Source organism: Oligoflexia bacterium, assembly GCA_034439615.1.
Classification (GTDB): Bacteria; Bdellovibrionota; Bdellovibrionia; order JABDDW01; family JABDDW01; genus JAWXAT01.
Window position 1 is genome coordinate 40528 of the sequence record JAWXAT010000050.1, and the last position, 17255, is coordinate 57782.

Annotated in this window: 15 protein-coding genes; 10 read left to right on the forward strand and 5 right to left on the reverse strand. The window is 36.5% G+C overall.

The window, feature by feature from the left end; genetic code table 11:
• The first annotated feature begins 52 nt into the window (after positions 1-52).
• The 8 genes from SGI74_12330 (at position 53) to pyk (ending at position 11348) form a co-directional block, all read left to right on the forward strand.
• Positions 53-733: a tetratricopeptide repeat protein gene (locus SGI74_12330; GenBank protein ID MDZ4678283.1), complete on the forward strand. Its 681-nt coding sequence runs from the start codon at positions 53-55 to the stop codon at positions 731-733.
• Positions 730-1563: a hypothetical protein gene (locus SGI74_12335; protein ID MDZ4678284.1), complete on the forward strand. Its 834-nt coding sequence runs from the start codon at positions 730-732 to the stop codon at positions 1561-1563. The genes SGI74_12330 and SGI74_12335 overlap by 4 nt, the downstream gene beginning before the upstream one ends.
• Before the next feature lie 70 nt (positions 1564-1633).
• Positions 1634-2476: a hypothetical protein gene (locus SGI74_12340; GenBank protein ID MDZ4678285.1), complete on the forward strand. Its 843-nt coding sequence runs from the start codon at positions 1634-1636 to the stop codon at positions 2474-2476.
• A gap of 206 nt (positions 2477-2682) precedes the next feature.
• Positions 2683-3921, forward strand: a complete 1239-nt coding sequence (locus SGI74_12345) for a hypothetical protein (GenBank protein MDZ4678286.1) — start codon at positions 2683-2685, stop codon at positions 3919-3921.
• Positions 3921-6941 carry a hypothetical protein gene (locus SGI74_12350; protein ID MDZ4678287.1) on the forward strand — a complete coding sequence of 1007 codons (3021 nt, stop codon included), beginning with the start codon at positions 3921-3923 and terminating at the stop codon, positions 6939-6941. Before SGI74_12345 ends, SGI74_12350 begins: the two co-directional genes overlap by 1 nt.
• Before the next feature lie 63 nt (positions 6942-7004).
• Positions 7005-8021 carry a thioredoxin domain-containing protein gene (locus SGI74_12355; protein ID MDZ4678288.1) on the forward strand — a complete coding sequence of 339 codons (1017 nt, stop codon included), beginning with the start codon at positions 7005-7007 and terminating at the stop codon, positions 8019-8021.
• 159 nt (positions 8022-8180) lie between these two features.
• On the forward strand, positions 8181-9821 hold the full coding sequence (locus SGI74_12360; GenBank protein MDZ4678289.1) for a hypothetical protein: 1641 nt from the start codon (positions 8181-8183) through the stop codon (positions 9819-9821).
• A 51-nt stretch (positions 9822-9872) separates the two neighbouring features.
• The gene (gene pyk, locus SGI74_12365) at positions 9873-11348 is read left to right on the forward strand and encodes a pyruvate kinase (GenBank protein ID MDZ4678290.1); all 1476 of its coding nucleotides are present in this window, start codon (positions 9873-9875) and stop codon (positions 11346-11348) included.
• A gap of 6 nt (positions 11349-11354) precedes the next feature.
• Here pyk and SGI74_12370 read toward each other — a convergent pair whose 3' ends face one another.
• Positions 11355-12035 carry a hypothetical protein gene (locus tag SGI74_12370; protein ID MDZ4678291.1) on the reverse strand — a complete coding sequence of 227 codons (681 nt, stop codon included), beginning with the start codon at positions 12033-12035 and terminating at the stop codon, positions 11355-11357.
• Positions 12036-12068: 33 nt separating this feature from the next.
• A complete protein-coding gene (locus tag SGI74_12375) occupies positions 12069-12644 on the reverse strand; it encodes a hypothetical protein (GenBank protein MDZ4678292.1) in 576 nt (191 codons plus the stop codon).
• Between the two features lie 59 nt (positions 12645-12703).
• Between SGI74_12375 and SGI74_12380 the strand changes: the two genes are divergently transcribed.
• The gene (locus tag SGI74_12380; GenBank protein ID MDZ4678293.1) at positions 12704-13324 is read left to right on the forward strand and encodes a hypothetical protein; all 621 of its coding nucleotides are present in this window, start codon (positions 12704-12706) and stop codon (positions 13322-13324) included.
• A gap of 114 nt (positions 13325-13438) precedes the next feature.
• Positions 13439-14842, forward strand: a complete 1404-nt coding sequence (locus SGI74_12385) for a hypothetical protein (GenBank protein ID MDZ4678294.1) — start codon at positions 13439-13441, stop codon at positions 14840-14842.
• A gap of 5 nt (positions 14843-14847) precedes the next feature.
• Here the strand turns inward: SGI74_12385 and SGI74_12390 are convergent, their stop codons facing one another.
• The 3 genes from SGI74_12390 to SGI74_12400 are packed head-to-tail and all read right to left on the reverse strand — an operon-like array spanning position 14848 to position 17214.
• Positions 14848-15840, reverse strand: coding sequence for a Crp/Fnr family transcriptional regulator (locus SGI74_12390; protein MDZ4678295.1), 993 nt, complete (start codon positions 15838-15840; stop codon positions 14848-14850).
• A 14-nt stretch (positions 15841-15854) separates the two neighbouring features.
• Positions 15855-16511 carry a CoA transferase subunit B gene (locus SGI74_12395; protein ID MDZ4678296.1) on the reverse strand — a complete coding sequence of 219 codons (657 nt, stop codon included), beginning with the start codon at positions 16509-16511 and terminating at the stop codon, positions 15855-15857.
• A gap of 1 nt (position 16512) precedes the next feature.
• Positions 16513-17214 (reverse strand): CoA transferase subunit A, encoded by a 702-nt coding sequence (locus tag SGI74_12400; protein ID MDZ4678297.1) that lies wholly within the window; start codon positions 17212-17214, stop codon positions 16513-16515.
• Between the last annotated feature and the right edge of the window lie 41 nt (positions 17215-17255).

The window sequence follows — 17255 nt, forward strand, 5'->3', positions numbered from 1 at the left end:
CCTTAGATCCCTCCATGCCGAAGAGTTAGACAGTAACAAAGGAGACTCTTCAATGGCCACCAGGGTCATGGTTATTTGGGTTTTATCTCTGCTGGTGATGTGGGCCGGAGTGTATGGCTATTTCTCAACGTATTATAATGGCGTTGAGTTTGAAAAACATCGCGTTGCAAGTTTAGAAAAACGTCTCAATCGTAGTTACCGTCATTTTGCAAAACTTCAAATGAGCTTTAGTGAATATAAAGATGCCATGGTCGTTGCGGGTTTGAAAATCAACAACCATACCAAGTGGACAGATGTCACACGTTCAATTGCAAGTGTTGTTTCGGATCCCCAATATAAAAAAATTCCTCTACCACAACCCGGAACACCCTTATTTCTAAAAGCTAGAAAGATATTTAGCGCAGGGGATTTTTTAAGAGCGTCAGAAATATTAGATGATTTTATTTCAAAGTATTCAGATCATCCAGCTTTGCCTGAGGCAGGTCATCTTCTAGCGGAAAGTTACTTCTATCTTGATCAACAAGAAAACGCTGTGAAGATGATCGACTATGTATTAACGCATTTTCCTGAGACTGAATTTGCGGGCTATGGACTTTTGCGATTAGGTAAAATATTTGAAAAACAAGAGCGACTTGAAGAAGCAGTTGAGATGTATCAAGTTGTAATTGATAATTATGATAAATCAAATTCAGCAAATCTTGCTCGCAAATATATCAAGGAACTTAATTTATGAACTCAGTGAGAAAACATATGGTTGTGTTTTTTCGTGTGTTTATTGTGATGATATCATTTGTTGTTGATATTAAAGTTCGTGCTGACGTTTCTGTGCGAATTATTACGGGTGCCGTGGATATAGAAAAAAATGGTCAGCTTCAGGTTGTTCAAACTTTGCCAGCTAAGTTTATTGAACCATTAGATATACAAACATTCACAAAAGGTCATGTAAAGCTCATGGCAAATTCAGTGAGTATAGGCCTTGCTGAAAAGTCATTTGTATCATTGGCAAGTGAACCGGCTTTTGAATTTTTTCAAGGGATTGGCTATTTCAAAACACCTCATTTTCTTACACTTAAAACTCCCCATGGTGAAATTGAAACAGATGGCGGAGAGTTTTTACTTTCTACAAATCGCTCTAAAACCACGATTTGGGTTGTGGCTGGTTCTTTAATTGTAAAAGATCGATCTTCTACATGGCAGCAAAAAATTCGTTCAGGTTATACTTCTTGGATTGGTGGGTTATTATCTGTTGGTAGACGTGCCCATGGTGAACTTCAAGCATCTGAATTTGAAACGGTCATGAATTTAGTCAAACATTTAAGCCACTATACTTCAGATGAATTGCAATTTAAATACGATAATTATCGAATTGTTTGGAAAGACGCAGTAGAAACCATTGCTCTTGAAACGCAAGATAAAGTGCTTGATGATTTAAAGACATATGCTGAAATTCAAAAAATTGAAACTAAACGCCAAATTGCTAGTGAACAAGACAATGCTCGTTTAAGGCGTTATTACAGAGCAAAAACAATTGGCTTACCTGACCAAAATGAAGAAGTTCCTTAAGAATTTGTGGCATGCAACTTGAAATTAAAATCATAGAAGACATTGGTATTCATTTTGGAGTATTTGACACGTGTTTAGTGTTCATAAAGTGTTCATTCGATTAACTTTTTTTGTCACACTTGCGTTTGTAAGCTATTCGTTTACACAAGCAAAAGGTGCAACCTGTGTACAAATTCTTGCGGCACAAAAAGAGGTGATTTCACAAAAATTAACTGAATTGCCTGAATTACGCGAAATGGTTTTGAGAATGATTGACGATCCGTTAATTCCAATGAACATTAAGCGCATATTAGAAGTAGCACTCATTCGCAAAAATACTCAGGTAAGACAACTCACTGCTGAACTTCGAAAAGAATTAAAAATTCCAGAAGAATTAGATATTGATGGAGCTTATACAACTACAAATTTAGCTTTTAGAAGAATGAATGTGGGCAATACTTTAAATCAAAAATTTACAGAACAGGCTGACTTTTCAAGCGTACAGCCTGGATACTCGGTTTTTGTTCAAAACCGAGTGATTACGAGTGAAAATAATGATTTTAGCACTCTGGTTCACGAACTTTCACATGTGCGTTTTAATTATTCGTTAGAGCGGCAGTTAACGGTGTTATTAAAAAAACTCCCTCCAGATTTAATTCGTAAAGCAAGTGATGGAGTAGTTGAAATTAGTGGAGAATTGTTTGATTTTCTAACTGAAAGATATGCTTTTCAAACAGAGTTTGAATTATTAGAGGCAACACAAGCGCGATATTATAAAGCTCGCTATTCAAAGTTTCCTCCCCAAGTAACTCGTGAAAACTACAAGTCCCTCATTGCAGCTCATATTATAAGTGTTTACAATATTACAGACCCACGAGTTGTAAGATTAAAGGACTTTTCGATTTCTGATATTCTCCTGGGCAAACCCTTTTAATGAAAAAATAACAGATCCTGATTGAAATAATTCCTAATGCTCTCTTGTGCCCCCATCAATTTGAGTCCAAAGTATGAGGAATTATATAATAATATCGAATAATTAAGGCTTTGTGCTTAAACACGTATAGGGCCCATTTTCTGAGCTCCAAATCAAATATAGGCACTGCTCGTTGGCATGCGCTGTGCTCTTTTTTCCCTCGAATTATGGGTATCAGAAAAATAATTTTCGTAATCATTTTAAGCCTTTGGAGTCAGTCGGTAGGGGCTGATTTAGAAAGCACAAACTTACTCCCAAAAAATGTGTGGAGTCCTAAATTTATTTATGGAAGTTATTCTGGCCTAAGTGATCGTTATAATTCATCAGGACTTCTTGAGGGTGTCAGTGCCCGTTATCACATTGATCTTACAAGTCAGCGTTTAGCGCGCATGAATGATGAAGTGCAAATACTTATAAACGCCTTGAATTCTTTTTCTCATGATTTAGGGAATAAAGTTTATTTTGGTACTCTTGATTTTAAATCAAACCCAGTAATTGATTATTTTACGCCCATGTTGACCTATGGTTTATCAAAAAATGTTTCAGTAGGGGTGGGTATTCCTATTGTGCATTATCAAAATACTGTTCAGGTAGTTATGAGTGGTAAAAGTAATATCCAAGATATTATTGATCACACCGGTGATCTCAACGAAGATTTAAAGAATGGTTTATTAAAAGCAAAAAACAGTGTGGCAGAAATTCCAACACTCTTTCAAGCCACACTTATTAAAAAAGGCTACAAATCTGTTCGAAACGTCAATTACACAGCCATCGGTGATGTTCAAGCTTCTGCTAATTATTTATATTATAAGAAAAAAAATCTTCGCCTATCTGTAAGGCCCTACGTGCAAGTTCCTACAGGTCAAAAAGATGACCCAGATGATTTGGTTGACTTAGCAACTGGCGGACAACCAGCCGTGGGTGCGTATTCGATTCATGAGTTTAAAATATTACCAAGGCTAACTTTGGCATCTTCGGTTGGGTATCATGCTAACATTGAAGACCGTGTTAATTTGAGAGTACCTGCCAGTACTGATGATTTACTCCCGGGGCCTGAACGAAAAGAGAATGTAAAAAGAAAGACGGGGAATTCGATTTTTCTTGAAGGGGGAACTCGTTATACGATTTCTCCTCAATTCGAAGTTGGTGCTTATTACGATTATACACAAAAAGATCCTGACTGGTATGCTGGCGAAAATGGCTGGAACTATGGAGCCCTGAGCGATGACAGCACAGCCCAAACTCATCAGCTCAAAGGTGTAGTAGAGTTTAATACAGTAAATTGGTATCAACAAAAAGCGTATGATGTTCCATTTATATTGGGTTATGTCTATGGGAATACTTTTTATGCGATAAACTATCCTTCACAAATAACTAATCAACTTTATTTAAGGATGTTTTTTTGATGAAACAGGTGGGGTTTGTTTTATTTTTAATCCTTGCTTCGTTGAGTTGTTCAAAACGCTCAGAGCCGCCAACGCGTCCTCAAGTAGAGCGAGTGTTCGGCTCTAGACTTTCAGATACACCAGTTAAATTTTTGGAAAGTTATCGTCCATTACGACAAGAAAAAATCACTTCAGAAATATATCTTCCAAGTAGTCAATGGTTAGGACTTTCCAAGCAATTACTAGAGACGGGTCATTTAATTGAAAATGAACGACTATTGGCAATGGGGAGTCGTATTTTTAATTCTTTTTATTCATGGAATGGTTCAACAACAAAAATGTCTGCAAGTACGAATCCGCCAGGAAATCCCTATGTAGAGCTTGCATACCCCTATGCACAAAAAGCCTTAGATGATTATAAAGTTGCTGTGATTAAAGTAAAAGAAGTTGCGATTAATGCAGCCGAAAAAACGCAGGTCAATCAGGCAGGGTTAACTGCTCAATCATCACCTGCGCTAATTGTTACTTCTATAATCAACGGAATTGATGATTTTCTTAAACATCTTGAAATACAAAAAACTTCACAAACTGAATTTGGAATAAATAAAATTACAAAACTAGTGCGGGAACTTCCAGATATGAAGGGCTTGTTGTACCTAAGAGATAATTCCGTATATGACAAGGATAAAGACAAAAACGATCTTCAGAAGAATTACTATCCTGTTAAAGAATTTATGCGCGGATTACTTACTAATTTAGAATTACTGCAATCATTAGATGCTGAGATGAAAAATGCATTGCTGTTAGATCTTAGTTTTGGAATTGATTTAGCTGAAAAAACAGAAAGTATTCAAAATGAGAATGATGCTCTCATTGTGGTTGTTGATCTGTGGCAGAATAAATATAGACGTCTACGATTCACGCAACAACTAAAGAATTTATTTGAATCGTATAATGACTCTGAACTCCTTGCGCTCATCACTAATAATCAATTAATGTCAAATTCAGAATATAATATTTTGACAAGGAGAGATGACTATAAATTCATGACACCAATTCAACAAGCGACATTGATGCTTGAAAATAAACAGGGTGTGGATAAAGAGCGCTGGGAAGATCTAGAGCAAATCAAAACTCAATGGCTTATTAAATTAATAACTCAATCACATATTAAAACTTTTGCACGTCGTTTTAATTCAGAACTCAAAGTTGACAGCGCCCCAGAAGTAGAACTTAATGCGTTAATCGCGAGTTGGATGGGTCTTGAAATGAGACTTTTGTATCCATATGCAATTAGAAAAAGCCTCACTGACCAATCACCTGAAGATCTTGAATTAGTTAAAAATCCAAAACTTAGTAAGTTTTGGCATCCATTTGTCTATGAGAGTCGACAAAATGCATTAAATGAAATTAAATTATTTGTCGCTGGTGCTGTTGAGCCTGATCCCGCATTAGGAATCTCACGTCTTAAGGCTTACTTTGGAGAAAGCTTAGTTAAAACCGCTCAACTTAGAGTCGTCAACGCGCTATTGCCTGTTGGTCGAGAGCTCAAGTTACATCTTCGAAAGAAAATCGTAGATATGGTAAAGCCAGATAGCCGTACGGCTGAGCAGATTTACTTAGAACAAGTTAATAAAAATGCCCCATTGTGGTTTTTTAAAGATGGCAAGGACTTACCTTTACTTGAAAAAAGCGGATTACAATTTTCTTATAAATCTGGAAAATTTGAATATCTGCGAAGTACTTCTCAAAGTGGCGCAAAAGTACTAGGCGTATCATTGGCTGCTACGACTTTGGAGCTAGATAGCTTACAAGAAAAAGACAATGCATTGCCAATTGCTTTTCAAATGATTTGTAAGCTTGCTTCATTGATGGGCTATAAACATTTAAACGGTGAAAAAGCACCAGCGCTTACGATACTTTTTTCAAACCAATATTCGACAAATGGTTTTGATATCAGTTCATACAATCCGCAAGATGGAGTATTTGCGACTCCAGAATTTTTTTCTATAAATGAACGAAGTGAATTGATCAAAGATATAAACACGAATTCCTACGCTAGTGTTGGCAGTCAAATGGAGTTGCTTAGCGGATACAATCATGTTTTGAAGTATTTAAAACCATGGGAAAAAACTACTTTTGATAAACAATTGGGGAAACTAAAACTTCGTGATGAATCGGGTGAAGAGTTAGCATTTGATGTCTTTGATAAAGATAGCCTTTTTGCAATGACCATTGGTTTGTCGAATGTCATTTTGCAAAACATTAAGCATCAAATGGCAAGAATCTTAACGTCTGATGATAAATTATTAAGTGTTGCTGAATTAAATCGATTAACCGCGAATAATATTCAGTCAAATGAAATAGCAGCTGTTCTTGTGGATTTAGATAATACAAAAAAAATTACGCTTGTGAAAACCTCTGCAATTGCTCAATCACTCATTGCCTTGGCAGAATTTTATCAGGTCACTTCTGATTCTGAAAAATCTCAAAATAAAGAATTTCGCACTAAGATTTTACCTCATTTAGTCGCTGCAAGATCTGATATTAAACGCCTTATTACAGGTCTAACTGCCTTTTCGCTTTCAAAATTGATGATGCAAGACGGAGGGTTTTCTCAAGGTTATAATTTTCAAAAAAACACATCAATTGTAGGAGTCCGAAATCTTGATGATCAACTTCTCATGGAAGAAGCGCTGTTAAGCGTTGGTCAACTTTTTAACTCAGATTTGATTCGTTTTAGGGCTGTAGATAATCTATTTTTCATTAACAAAACATTTTGGAACAGCGAACTTGGTTTTTACAATATGACTGAAGATATAAAACAATCACCTGTAGTAAAATTGGCTTCGGTAAGTAAAGCACTCAAAAATGCTCATGAATTTAACATACTGTTTAGTAAATTTATGACTCATAGTTCCAATGCTCGTGCTGCGCGAACTCAACTTGAAAAGATGGAAAGACTTTGGCTTGATCGTTTCTTTGATCGAAGGATTCAAGAGCTGCCTGCAATCTCACAAGTTTTCGAGTTTTCACTTTGACATGCCTTTAGCCTCGCGTATGCTGATACGGTTATTTTAATCAAACATTTTTAGGAGGACATTGTGAAATTCGGAATCATCAGCCTCATTGTATTATCTTTTGCATTCACTGGCTGTGTGAAAAAATCAAGCGGAGGCAATGACGAAGAAAATGTCGTTTTTGCTACCGTTAATGGAAAAGAAATAAAGGGGAAGGATATCCTCGGAAAAGTTAAGAATGATCTAGCCGAACTTAAGCGTAATGAGTACGAAATAAAGCGTCGTGCAACAGAAGAGGTCATACAACAGACAATTCTTGAGGAAGAAGCAAAAAAACAAGGCACATCAGTTGATAAATTATTTTCTCAATTTGATAGTCTTCGAGATAAAGAAGTTGGAAAAGACGATATTCAACAGTTTTTAAAGCAAAGAAATATTGAAGAAAAAAGACTTTCCAAACAAGAAAAAGAATCCATTCCGCAAATCATTAAAATGCAACGTGTGTATGAAGCTCGACAAAAATATGCTGGTGAATTGCGCGTGAAATCAAACGTTCAATTCAAGATTCCTAAGCCCATTGAAAAAGTTGATATCAGTACTGGCAATGGAACACCACTTGGTGGAGCAAATGCAAAAGTCACAATCGTTGAATTTAGTGATTTTCAATGTCCATTTTGTTCGCGAGGGCGACAACGCGTAGATGAAATTAAACAAAAATATGGTGATAAAGTTCGTGTTTTTTTCAGACATTTCCCGCTGGAAAGTATTCATCCATTGGCCATGAAAGCGTCTGAAGCTTCTTTGTGTGCTCAAGATCAAGGTAAATTCTGGGAATATCACGATTTACTTTTTGATAACCAAAGTAAACTTGATGATAAAAGTCTAAAAGAATATGCGACACAACTTAAGTTTGATCAAAAAGTTTTTGAAGAATGTCTTTCATCAGGCAAGAAGGTCGCTGAGGTTCGTAAAGATATGGAAGACGGAACAAAAGTGGGAGTGAATAGCACACCTACTTTTTTCGTCAACGGGTATCCTGTTAGGGGTGCGGTGCCCCTTGAAGCTTTCTCAGAAGAGATCGACGAACAGCTAGGCAAATAATTAATTAAAAATAGTATAAGCAAAACGGGTTAGACTTTCGTCTAACCCGTTTTTATTTTTAAGAGATAATGATTCTCTTTTTTGCAGTGGGTATAGGGATTATGGTAACCTATACAAGAGATATTTAAGTATTACCTACTTTCTCATGGAGGAGAAAGCATGGCAGTAGATACTGTAAATCAAAGAAATGAGCATATTCGAGAAGCCAAAGAAGACAAGGAGCAATCTCTTGTCGCAAAGCATAGGCGCGAAATTGCTGAACTTCAAAGAAAACATGTTGAGACAATTCAAGGTTTAAAAGAGGGCTTTGACGAACAACTCACAGAACTCCGCAAGGACTCACGTGAAGCACTGACCTCAAAAGAACAAAATCATCTAAAAGAAATTCAAGAAGTTCAAGAAGTCAATCGTAAAAGACTTATGAAAACAAAGGCAGATGACGAAGAACAACTTCGCACAACAAAGTCGACCCTTTTAGGTGAGTTAGAGCGTTCTAAAGGGAAGAATGAATCTGATAACACTCGACTTACAAAGCTTATGGAATCTGAACTTTCTAAAAAAGATTCTGCTACACGTGATATGGAGTTGAAATCTCGAGAAGGTTCTCAAGAAGCTATAAAAAATCAAGCAAATCGCTATCAAGATAAATTTGAAGAGGAAAGAAATTTTTATCGTTCGGTGATCGGTGAAAATATTAAAGAAAAAGAAAGAGAATTTGGAGATCTTAGGCGCTCAAAAGAAGTTAATGAGAAAAATCTTAAAGGTCGATTGGAATCTCAAAAGCAGCGAGCTGATGAGAGGTTTAAGGACACTGTTCTTGGCGATAGAGCCCGTTATCAGGCAAGTCTTGATCAGATGTCTGAGGGGTATCAACAACAACGTGGTATCGATCATGAAAAATTAGACAAGCAATCAACCAAGCTTAATACGACATACGTTGATAATTTAGATAATCTTCGTGAAACCGTAGACAGTAGAATTGAAAAAGAAGTTAGAAGTGTTCGACGTGAAAACCATGATTTAAAAAATGCTCTGACGACTGATAAAGTTGAAATGAATCGCAAAAAAGAAACAGAAAAAAAGAATCTTACTAATGAATTTCAAAAAAGTATTGTAGAGCTAGAAAAGCGACGGGGAGAAGCTACTACACAGGCCCATGAAGGTTATGCAAAAAAGATTGATGAAGTTCAAGGCCGAAATGACAAATTCATCGAATCTATAAATACGTCATATGGTCGAAAACTTGAAGAACAAAAAATTAATCACCAAAAACATTTCGACGAAGAAATTGGGTATGTAACTCGTGATCGAGATGTAAATAAAATGCAGACTGACAAACAAAAGAAAAAATTAGTAGATATTTATGCTGATAAGACAGTTATGCAGACTGATTTTTACGAAGATCAAATAGATTTGAAAAAGAAAGATGCAGAGCAAGCTTTAGTTAATCAAAGAAATAACATGCAAAAACAACACCTCAATGATGTCGGCACACTTCGTAATCAATTGGTAAAAGAGAGTGTCGATCATCAAGAAAAATTAATTGATACAACCAGTAAGTATGAAAAACAACTTAATACAATGCGCAATGAATTTGAGAAGAAATTCAGACAGCAAAATGAACTTTTTCGTGAACAAACCAATTCACAAGTTAAAAATCAACAAATGGAACGCGAATCATTTGAAGCTAAGATGAAGCAGCGTATCAATCAAGTCAAAGAAGTCTATGAGCGTGAAATTGAACAGCTCAGAAAAAGACAGGCCGTAGAGCGACAAGATCTTGCCACTAAGAAAACATAAGTATACATACTCACTTAGGGTCTTATACTTCTTGTTAATAAGGGGCGCATCTTGATTGCTGATCGACGAACTAAAATAGTAGGAACCATAGGGCCCGCATCTCAATCTCCTGAGATGCTTATGAAACTAGTTGAAGCAGGGCTTAACGTCGCTCGGCTTAATTTTAGTCATGGTATTCACGCTGATCATCAAAACGTTATTAAAACTCTGCGTAGCATTTCTCAAAGCGAAAATGCTCCCATCGCTTTGCTGCAAGATCTTCAAGGTCCTAAAATTAGAATTGGTAAAGTTAAAAACGGAAGCATCCAACTTGCTGACGGCCAAAAAATTATAATTAAAGTTGGAAATCATATTGGTGATGAAAAAGTTTTAGCCACAGATTTTCATACACTTCCTAAAGATGTTAAACCTCATACACACATTTTACTTGATGATGGAAATCTAGAATTTGTAGTTGAAAAAATATCAGGCGATGAAGTTCATTGTCAGGTTATTTATGGTGGGGAATTAAAAAACAATAAAGGTATGAACTTACCAGGTGCGCGCCTCAGTGTTGAGGCGATGACCGAGAAAGATTATGCAGATCTTGATTTTGGATTATCGCAAGGTGTGGACTATGTAGCTTTGAGTTTTGTTCGCCAAGGCAAAGATATTAGACAGCTTAGAGAGATCATTGAAAGAAAAGCCAAGGGAACAAAAATTATAGCTAAAATTGAAAAAGTTGAAGCCCTTGATAATCTTGAAGATATCGTAGCTCTTTCAGATGGAGTTATGGTGGCCAGAGGTGATTTAGCTGTTGAGGTAGGGCAAAGTCTATTGCCGGGAAAGCAAAAAAAAATAATCAAACTTTGTAATGCTCTTGGTAAACCTGTTATTACAGCTACGCAAATGCTTGATTCTATGATTGAGAATCCAAGACCTACTCGAGCCGAAGTTACTGATATTGCCAATGCAGTTTTAGATGGAACAGATGCCGTGATGCTTTCAGCTGAAACAGCGAGTGGGAAGTATCCAGTAAAGTGTGTTCAAACCATGGATGAAATCATTCGAGAAGTAGAAAGAACTGACGTTCATTACTATCAAATGAATTTACGCGATGAATTTTTAACCGTAGCTGAGGCAATAGCTGAGAGTGCTTGTCTTTCTGCTATGAAGTTAAATGCTGCTGTTATTGTTTGTCTTACGACCTCAGGAAAAACCGCCACATTAATTTCTCGTTTTAGACCTAAAGCAAAAATTATCGCTGTGACACATATTATGGAAACTCTCAATAGACTTGAATTAGTATGGGGCATTGAGGGTATTCCAATCACGCCCTATAGTGATACTGATCTTGTGATGAAAACTTTAGAGAAAACACTTGTGGATTATGGTGTTTGTAAACAGGGTGATAAAATCATTTTTACGATGGGTTTACCGGTCTTGGAACGTGGCACTACAAACAGTGTTCGTGTCTATACTATTAAAGATCTTTCACCCACTGAATTAAATCCAAAAGAAATGCCTCTACGCTGTCGCCCAAAATAAATTCTTTTAATTCTTCTGAACTCGGTAGGTTTCATCGAGAAGTTCCCAATGTCTTGGTAACATAACTCCTGAACTGTTTGCTGACATGAAGTTTGCAAAATCAGTATAATATTTGTATTCGCACGTAGTTTGATCCCAAGCAGGATAATATTGATCTGGTAAACCTAAGACATGGCCTATTTCATGGCTAATCGTACTTGTTCTTGTATTAGGAAATAAACTAACCATTCGCTCATTTCGAGAAACAAAAGCTCTTTCTCCAATTTCGTTAAAAAACTTTAATGTATAGTTTTTTTCGACAAGAAATTGGACGGGGGGTGTTTGATTCCAAATAATATTAAGCTTATGAGTATCAGTTGTGAAGTGCCGAGTAATAATCATATCGATTTCAGATTCAAATCCGAGAAAATCTCCTGAATTGATATAAAGCGTGTACTCATTTTTTTTAGTTCGTACTACAGTTTGATTGTATTTTACTCCAAAACTCTCCTTTATATCGCTGCCTAACAATTCAGCGAACTGATCTAAGACCGTATCGTAGTCTTGACCAGAAAGTTTGGTGAGTTTTTTTAATAATTCTTGATAGGGGAGGTAATGGCTTATAAGTGCTAAATCTTTAGTGTTCCATGTAGGATTTCGGCAGTTTTGAATATAACAATCATAGGCAATGCGAAATATATTTCTCATGGGTTTTTCCCATTTCGGCGTGAGTAGATAATTCTATTTATCAACGAGTCGACCGTGGTCATCTTGTATTAGGCTACGAACTATTGAATTTAGTGAAATCCAATCAGCATCAATAGGTTTTAATTTGATCTGATCATATTTATTTTTAGCATCTTTCCAACTATCTGGAACTTCTTGCCAGCTAGATTTTTCATGTTCTGGAAATTTGTTAGGTACTAGTAATGACGTTGGACCAAATGTTTTTTTAGTATAGTGCTTTGGAACATAAGTTTTCATAAACAGACTTATTTCCTCAGATTTTTGCATAATTACATGTGTTAAAAAATTTCGAGTTTCTTTATTTTTTGTTTCGCATAAATCATCTTGTGTTCCTGCATGTTCGATCTTTTTTGCTTCATCAACAAGCGAGAGTGCAAAAGATGGTTGATGTGAATAACCATGTGAATTCGTAAGGGGTGTTCCCAGATTTTGTGGTGCACAATTAGTCAAACCAGTAAGACTTACCATGGAGATAAGAAGAGTGGATGCGTAAGCTCTTACACCGCTGAGATAATGACAAAAGTTCATAGGATTTCTTAATTTAGCAAAATCAGGGCCACAGTTAAACATGACTTGTGATTGACAGGAGTTGAGACAAATTCTCTAATATTCATAACCACGGAGGGTTTATGCGAATCGCCATAATTTTATTTAGTTTGGTTTTTATGTTGGGCTGTAAAAGTGGTGTAAAAAATGGCGTTGAGACTAGAGGAAATGGAATTAATTTAAACCAAGTTAAACAATGTGAAGAAGCGTACAATCCAATTCCACTCATAATTGCTGGGACTCCTGAATATCCTTATTCTCAATTGCCTATGGGGAAATATAGTTTTGGTGCCTTAGAGTTTTATCTTGTCGGAAAAGATTATGAAAATAAACTAGGGAGCATTCATTTTAAAGAAACGGAATTTAGTGCACTGCAGGTTATCTGTGGTACAAAACTATCGGAAAATGAAAATTCTGTAGTTGTTTCTAAATTCGTAAATGCTTTTAGCCTAGCAACAAATGATAGAATTAAATCTAGTTTAACAACCTATGAGTTTTCGTTAAAAGGCCCGCAATCATTAGTCATCACATCAACTAAAACAAATCTCAATGAATCATTAAATATTTCTGAAACCATGGATAAGTGGCTTATTCGATTTTATAAGTACAGTTTAAACGACTATGAATTAAGAGCGGTTTCAACCCGCAGTGATTCAAAATTCAATTTCTTTATCAGTGTGAAATTGAAATATCTAGGGAATTAGCTTCAGTCACAACGAGGCCATGGCATGTGAGTTGCTCATACTTTAGTTATGAAGCTAAGTACTCGAATCAAGGGGAATATAACCTACTTGATTGTCAATTTTTTAAGCATCCTTGTGCCGCTTTTAGGCTATGCCACACCCATTGATTTGCTCGGGAATATTAAAAAATTACCTGTAATTCGAATTGGTATTTCTGCATCTCCTGGCAATGGCCATCAAGCTGCAGGCGCTATAGTAGCAAATCGTCTTAGACAATTGGGTTATCAAGGAAAATTAGAAATTGTGTATGCAGAAAAGACAAAAGAACAACTTGGTTTTTTATTTCCACCATTTAATCCGGATGGTGAAAGCATACAAAAATTTATTGATCAAAATATTGTTTTTATCGCGAAGCAAAAATTTATGTTAGAAAGTGAATTGTTTCCCAAAGTAGAATTAGCAATTCTAGGTGCTGATGATAATCATAGGTATCCGACAGATTTGAGGGTGGATACACTTTTAACATTACAGCCTCTTAAATGGTCAAAACCATCAACTGTAATCAAAATTATGCCATCGGGCAAATTCACAAGTTTGTCGTTAAAACATTTAGCTAATATGGGCTACTCATATGAATTGCCACATTCAAATGATCCACTAGCTTTTATTAAAGAACAACTGTCTCATACCCCTGGATTGGCAAAAAAAACTGATGGTCTCAACGCTATTTATCGCGAAATTGGGCATATTGATTTAGCTGCTGCTTATGGGCATTTTATGAACCAAAAACAGGTGTTCACTTATGCCCGAGGGATCTTATGGGCTATGGATAATTCACCTGAGCTTTTTACAAAAGGTGTTGTGATTCCTGTTTTTAATTCGTTAGCAACATTAGATAAAATCGATCTTAAAAAATACCTACGAAGTTCACCCTCACTTGCCCAAAAAGTTAAGGTTGTGGATATTCTCAATGCAGAACTCTCTATTAAATTAAAAGAAATAAAAAGAGGTGAGATTTTAATTGTCACAGTTGGATCGGTTACAAAACCAGTATTTGAACTTCTCTATAGTGAAAGTTCTATTGCCCCGGTAGTTGAGGGGCGAAATAGTATGAATCTTATGCACATTCTTGGGAGACCATATCTTCCTTCAGCCGGGTGGGAAGGCTACCCATTCTCAAGCCCTTCAGATATTGCAGAAGACGCCAGGCTTGATTTAAGTTATTCAATCGAATTGGGAGAGGCTATCGGTCAGTTTTTAATTGAAGCCAAACTTCCAGATTCAAAACTTAATGCGTTTTTTTCAGCAATGCGAATAGATCCTAAAAATTTGGCAAAGGATAAATTATTTCAAGCACTCGCGATTATAAATAAACAATGGGATACAACGTCAGACCAAATTTCTGAAAATATAACCATTATTGATATGAAGGAGGCTGAAAAAAACATACGTGACAGGATAAGAAAAGAAATATTATTTGAATCTTGTTCGACGCAGTTAGATTTAATATATTCACACGGAAATCGAAGTAAAAATTAGAGGATTCAACCTACATCTACACCAAGCGCATAATAAAGTTGCCAATACGGATAAATACGTTCTAATTCTTTAAGATCAAGTTTTATATATGTACCGTCTTTTTCAGAAATTTTATCTGAAACCAATTGTTTTTGAACAAGTCCATTCACATCATTAATACCTACGAGATAACTTAACTCTTTCATTGATTCATTTTGCATTTCGACAAGACTGATTTTTGTTTGGCCTTTATCGTCAGGCTGTTTTTTCTTCGCAAAATGAATAACAGCTCTAAAGATTCGAAGTTCGTCATTTGTAACAGTGACGCGTTTTGATTCTTCGGTAAAAAGATAATCATTAAACCATTCTACAAATCCGTAGAGAGCTTCGGGTTGTAAAAGTGTGATTCTTTGTTTTCCTTCACCCAAATCTTCTTGTTTGAGCATACCCATGCCTTGCAAAATTCCCATGAGTACTTGCATTTTGCTTGTGGCTTCTTGAAAAACTTGAATTGTAAATTTTCGAAGTTGCCCCGGCTTTACATCAATGCCTCCACCTTCAACGGGAGTTCCCCATTTATGTGAAACAAACATCAAAATTGCACAAAGTTTATTGGCCTGATAGGGCGTAAGTGAGTTTGCTTTAGCACCTGTGTTTTGAACTTGTTCAAGATTTTTAATTCGTTTATTGGCTTCGCGCAAATGATCATTAATTGTTTTTGTCATCGCTTTGAGCCATTCAGGAAACTGATCAAATTGCGATTGTAGTGCCTTGAAGGGGAGTTCTATTACTTCAGAATCAACTGCTGCCTTGATTGAAGCTGAACGAGGTTTTTGATCAAAGAAAGCCATTTCTCCAATCATTTGACCTGCTCTTACTTCAGCAAGTTCTATTTCAGATGTACCTTTGGGTTTGAAAACAATGAGACGGCCTTTTTTGACAACATACATGCTGTCAGGAGCATCGCCCTCTTTGAACAGGATCTCGCCCTGCTTAAGCTGCTTTAGATGTGATGCCATGGTGCCTTTACGCTTTAAATTTTTACTGGGCGAATATCTTTTGCGATAATAAGTTTTGCCTCAGTTAATTCTTGAACTTGCGCAACTGTTACATCAGGAGCATGTTCTTTTAGTACTAGCCCTTGTTTTGTAACCTCAATTACCGCTAAATCAGTCACAATTAAGTTTACCACTCCAATGCCAGTTAGAGGTAGTGTGCATTTCTTTAAGACCTTCTTTTCTCCTGATTTACTGTCGCAATGTTGCATTGCAATAATAACTCGTTTTGCACCGGCAACGAGATCCATAGCGCCGCCCATGCCTTTGACCATTTTCCCAGGTATCATCCAGTTAGCCAGAGATCCAGTTTCATCAACCTGCATAGCCCCAAGGACAGTTAAATCAACGTGTCCGCCACGAATCATGGCAAAAGAATCAGCGGATGAAAAAAAACTAGCCCCAGGTATAGTCGTAACTGTTTGTTTACCTGCATTGATAAGATCAGCATCAATTTGAGATTCTGTAGGAAATGGACCCATTCCTAAAATTCCATTTTCAGACTGCAAAACTACATCTTGGTCTTTTGAAATATGATTGGCAACAAGAGTAGGGATGCCAATCCCTAGATTTACGGTAAATCCGTCTTGGATTTCTTGGGCAATTCGTTTTACCAATTGATCACGTGTGAGCATTTTAATTCCTCTCTAGCACTGTGCGATTTTCAATGCGTCTTTCATAATTTTCACCCTTGATGATCCGTTTGACATAAACGCCAGGTGTATGAATTTGATCTGGATCTAATTCACCCACAGCAACAATTTCTTCAACTTCTGCAATTGTAATGCGCGCAGCGGTCGCCATCATCGGATTAAAATTGCGAGTTGTTTTTCGATAAATCAGATTTCCGTATTCATCACTTTTCCAAGCTTTCACAAATGCATAGTCAGCTTTTAAAGCACGTTCTAAAACATAAGTGCGACCATCAAATTCTTTATGATCTTTTCCTTGAGCGACAAGAGTACCTACGCCGGTGGGTGTATAAAAAGCTGGAATCCCAGCACCTCCGGCACGAATACGTTCAGCGAGAGTTCCTTGAGGGTTAAATTCAACCTCAAGTTCACCTGCGAGATATTGTTTTTCAAATAATGCATTTTCACCAACGTAACTTGAGATCATTTTTTTGATTTGCTTATTTGACATCACCAAGCCCAAGCCAAAATCAACAACCCCTGCATTATTTGATACACAGGTAAGATTTTTTGAACCATTGCGTTTAAGAGCAGCGATTAGATTTTCAGGAATTCCACAAAGACCAAAACCTCCGCACATGATTGTGACGCCATCCCGGAGGTCATGAATCGCCTCATCAGCTGATTTAAAAACTTTTGACTTCATTTGATTTCTCCATAAAACATGGTTTTACTCTGTGCGAATTT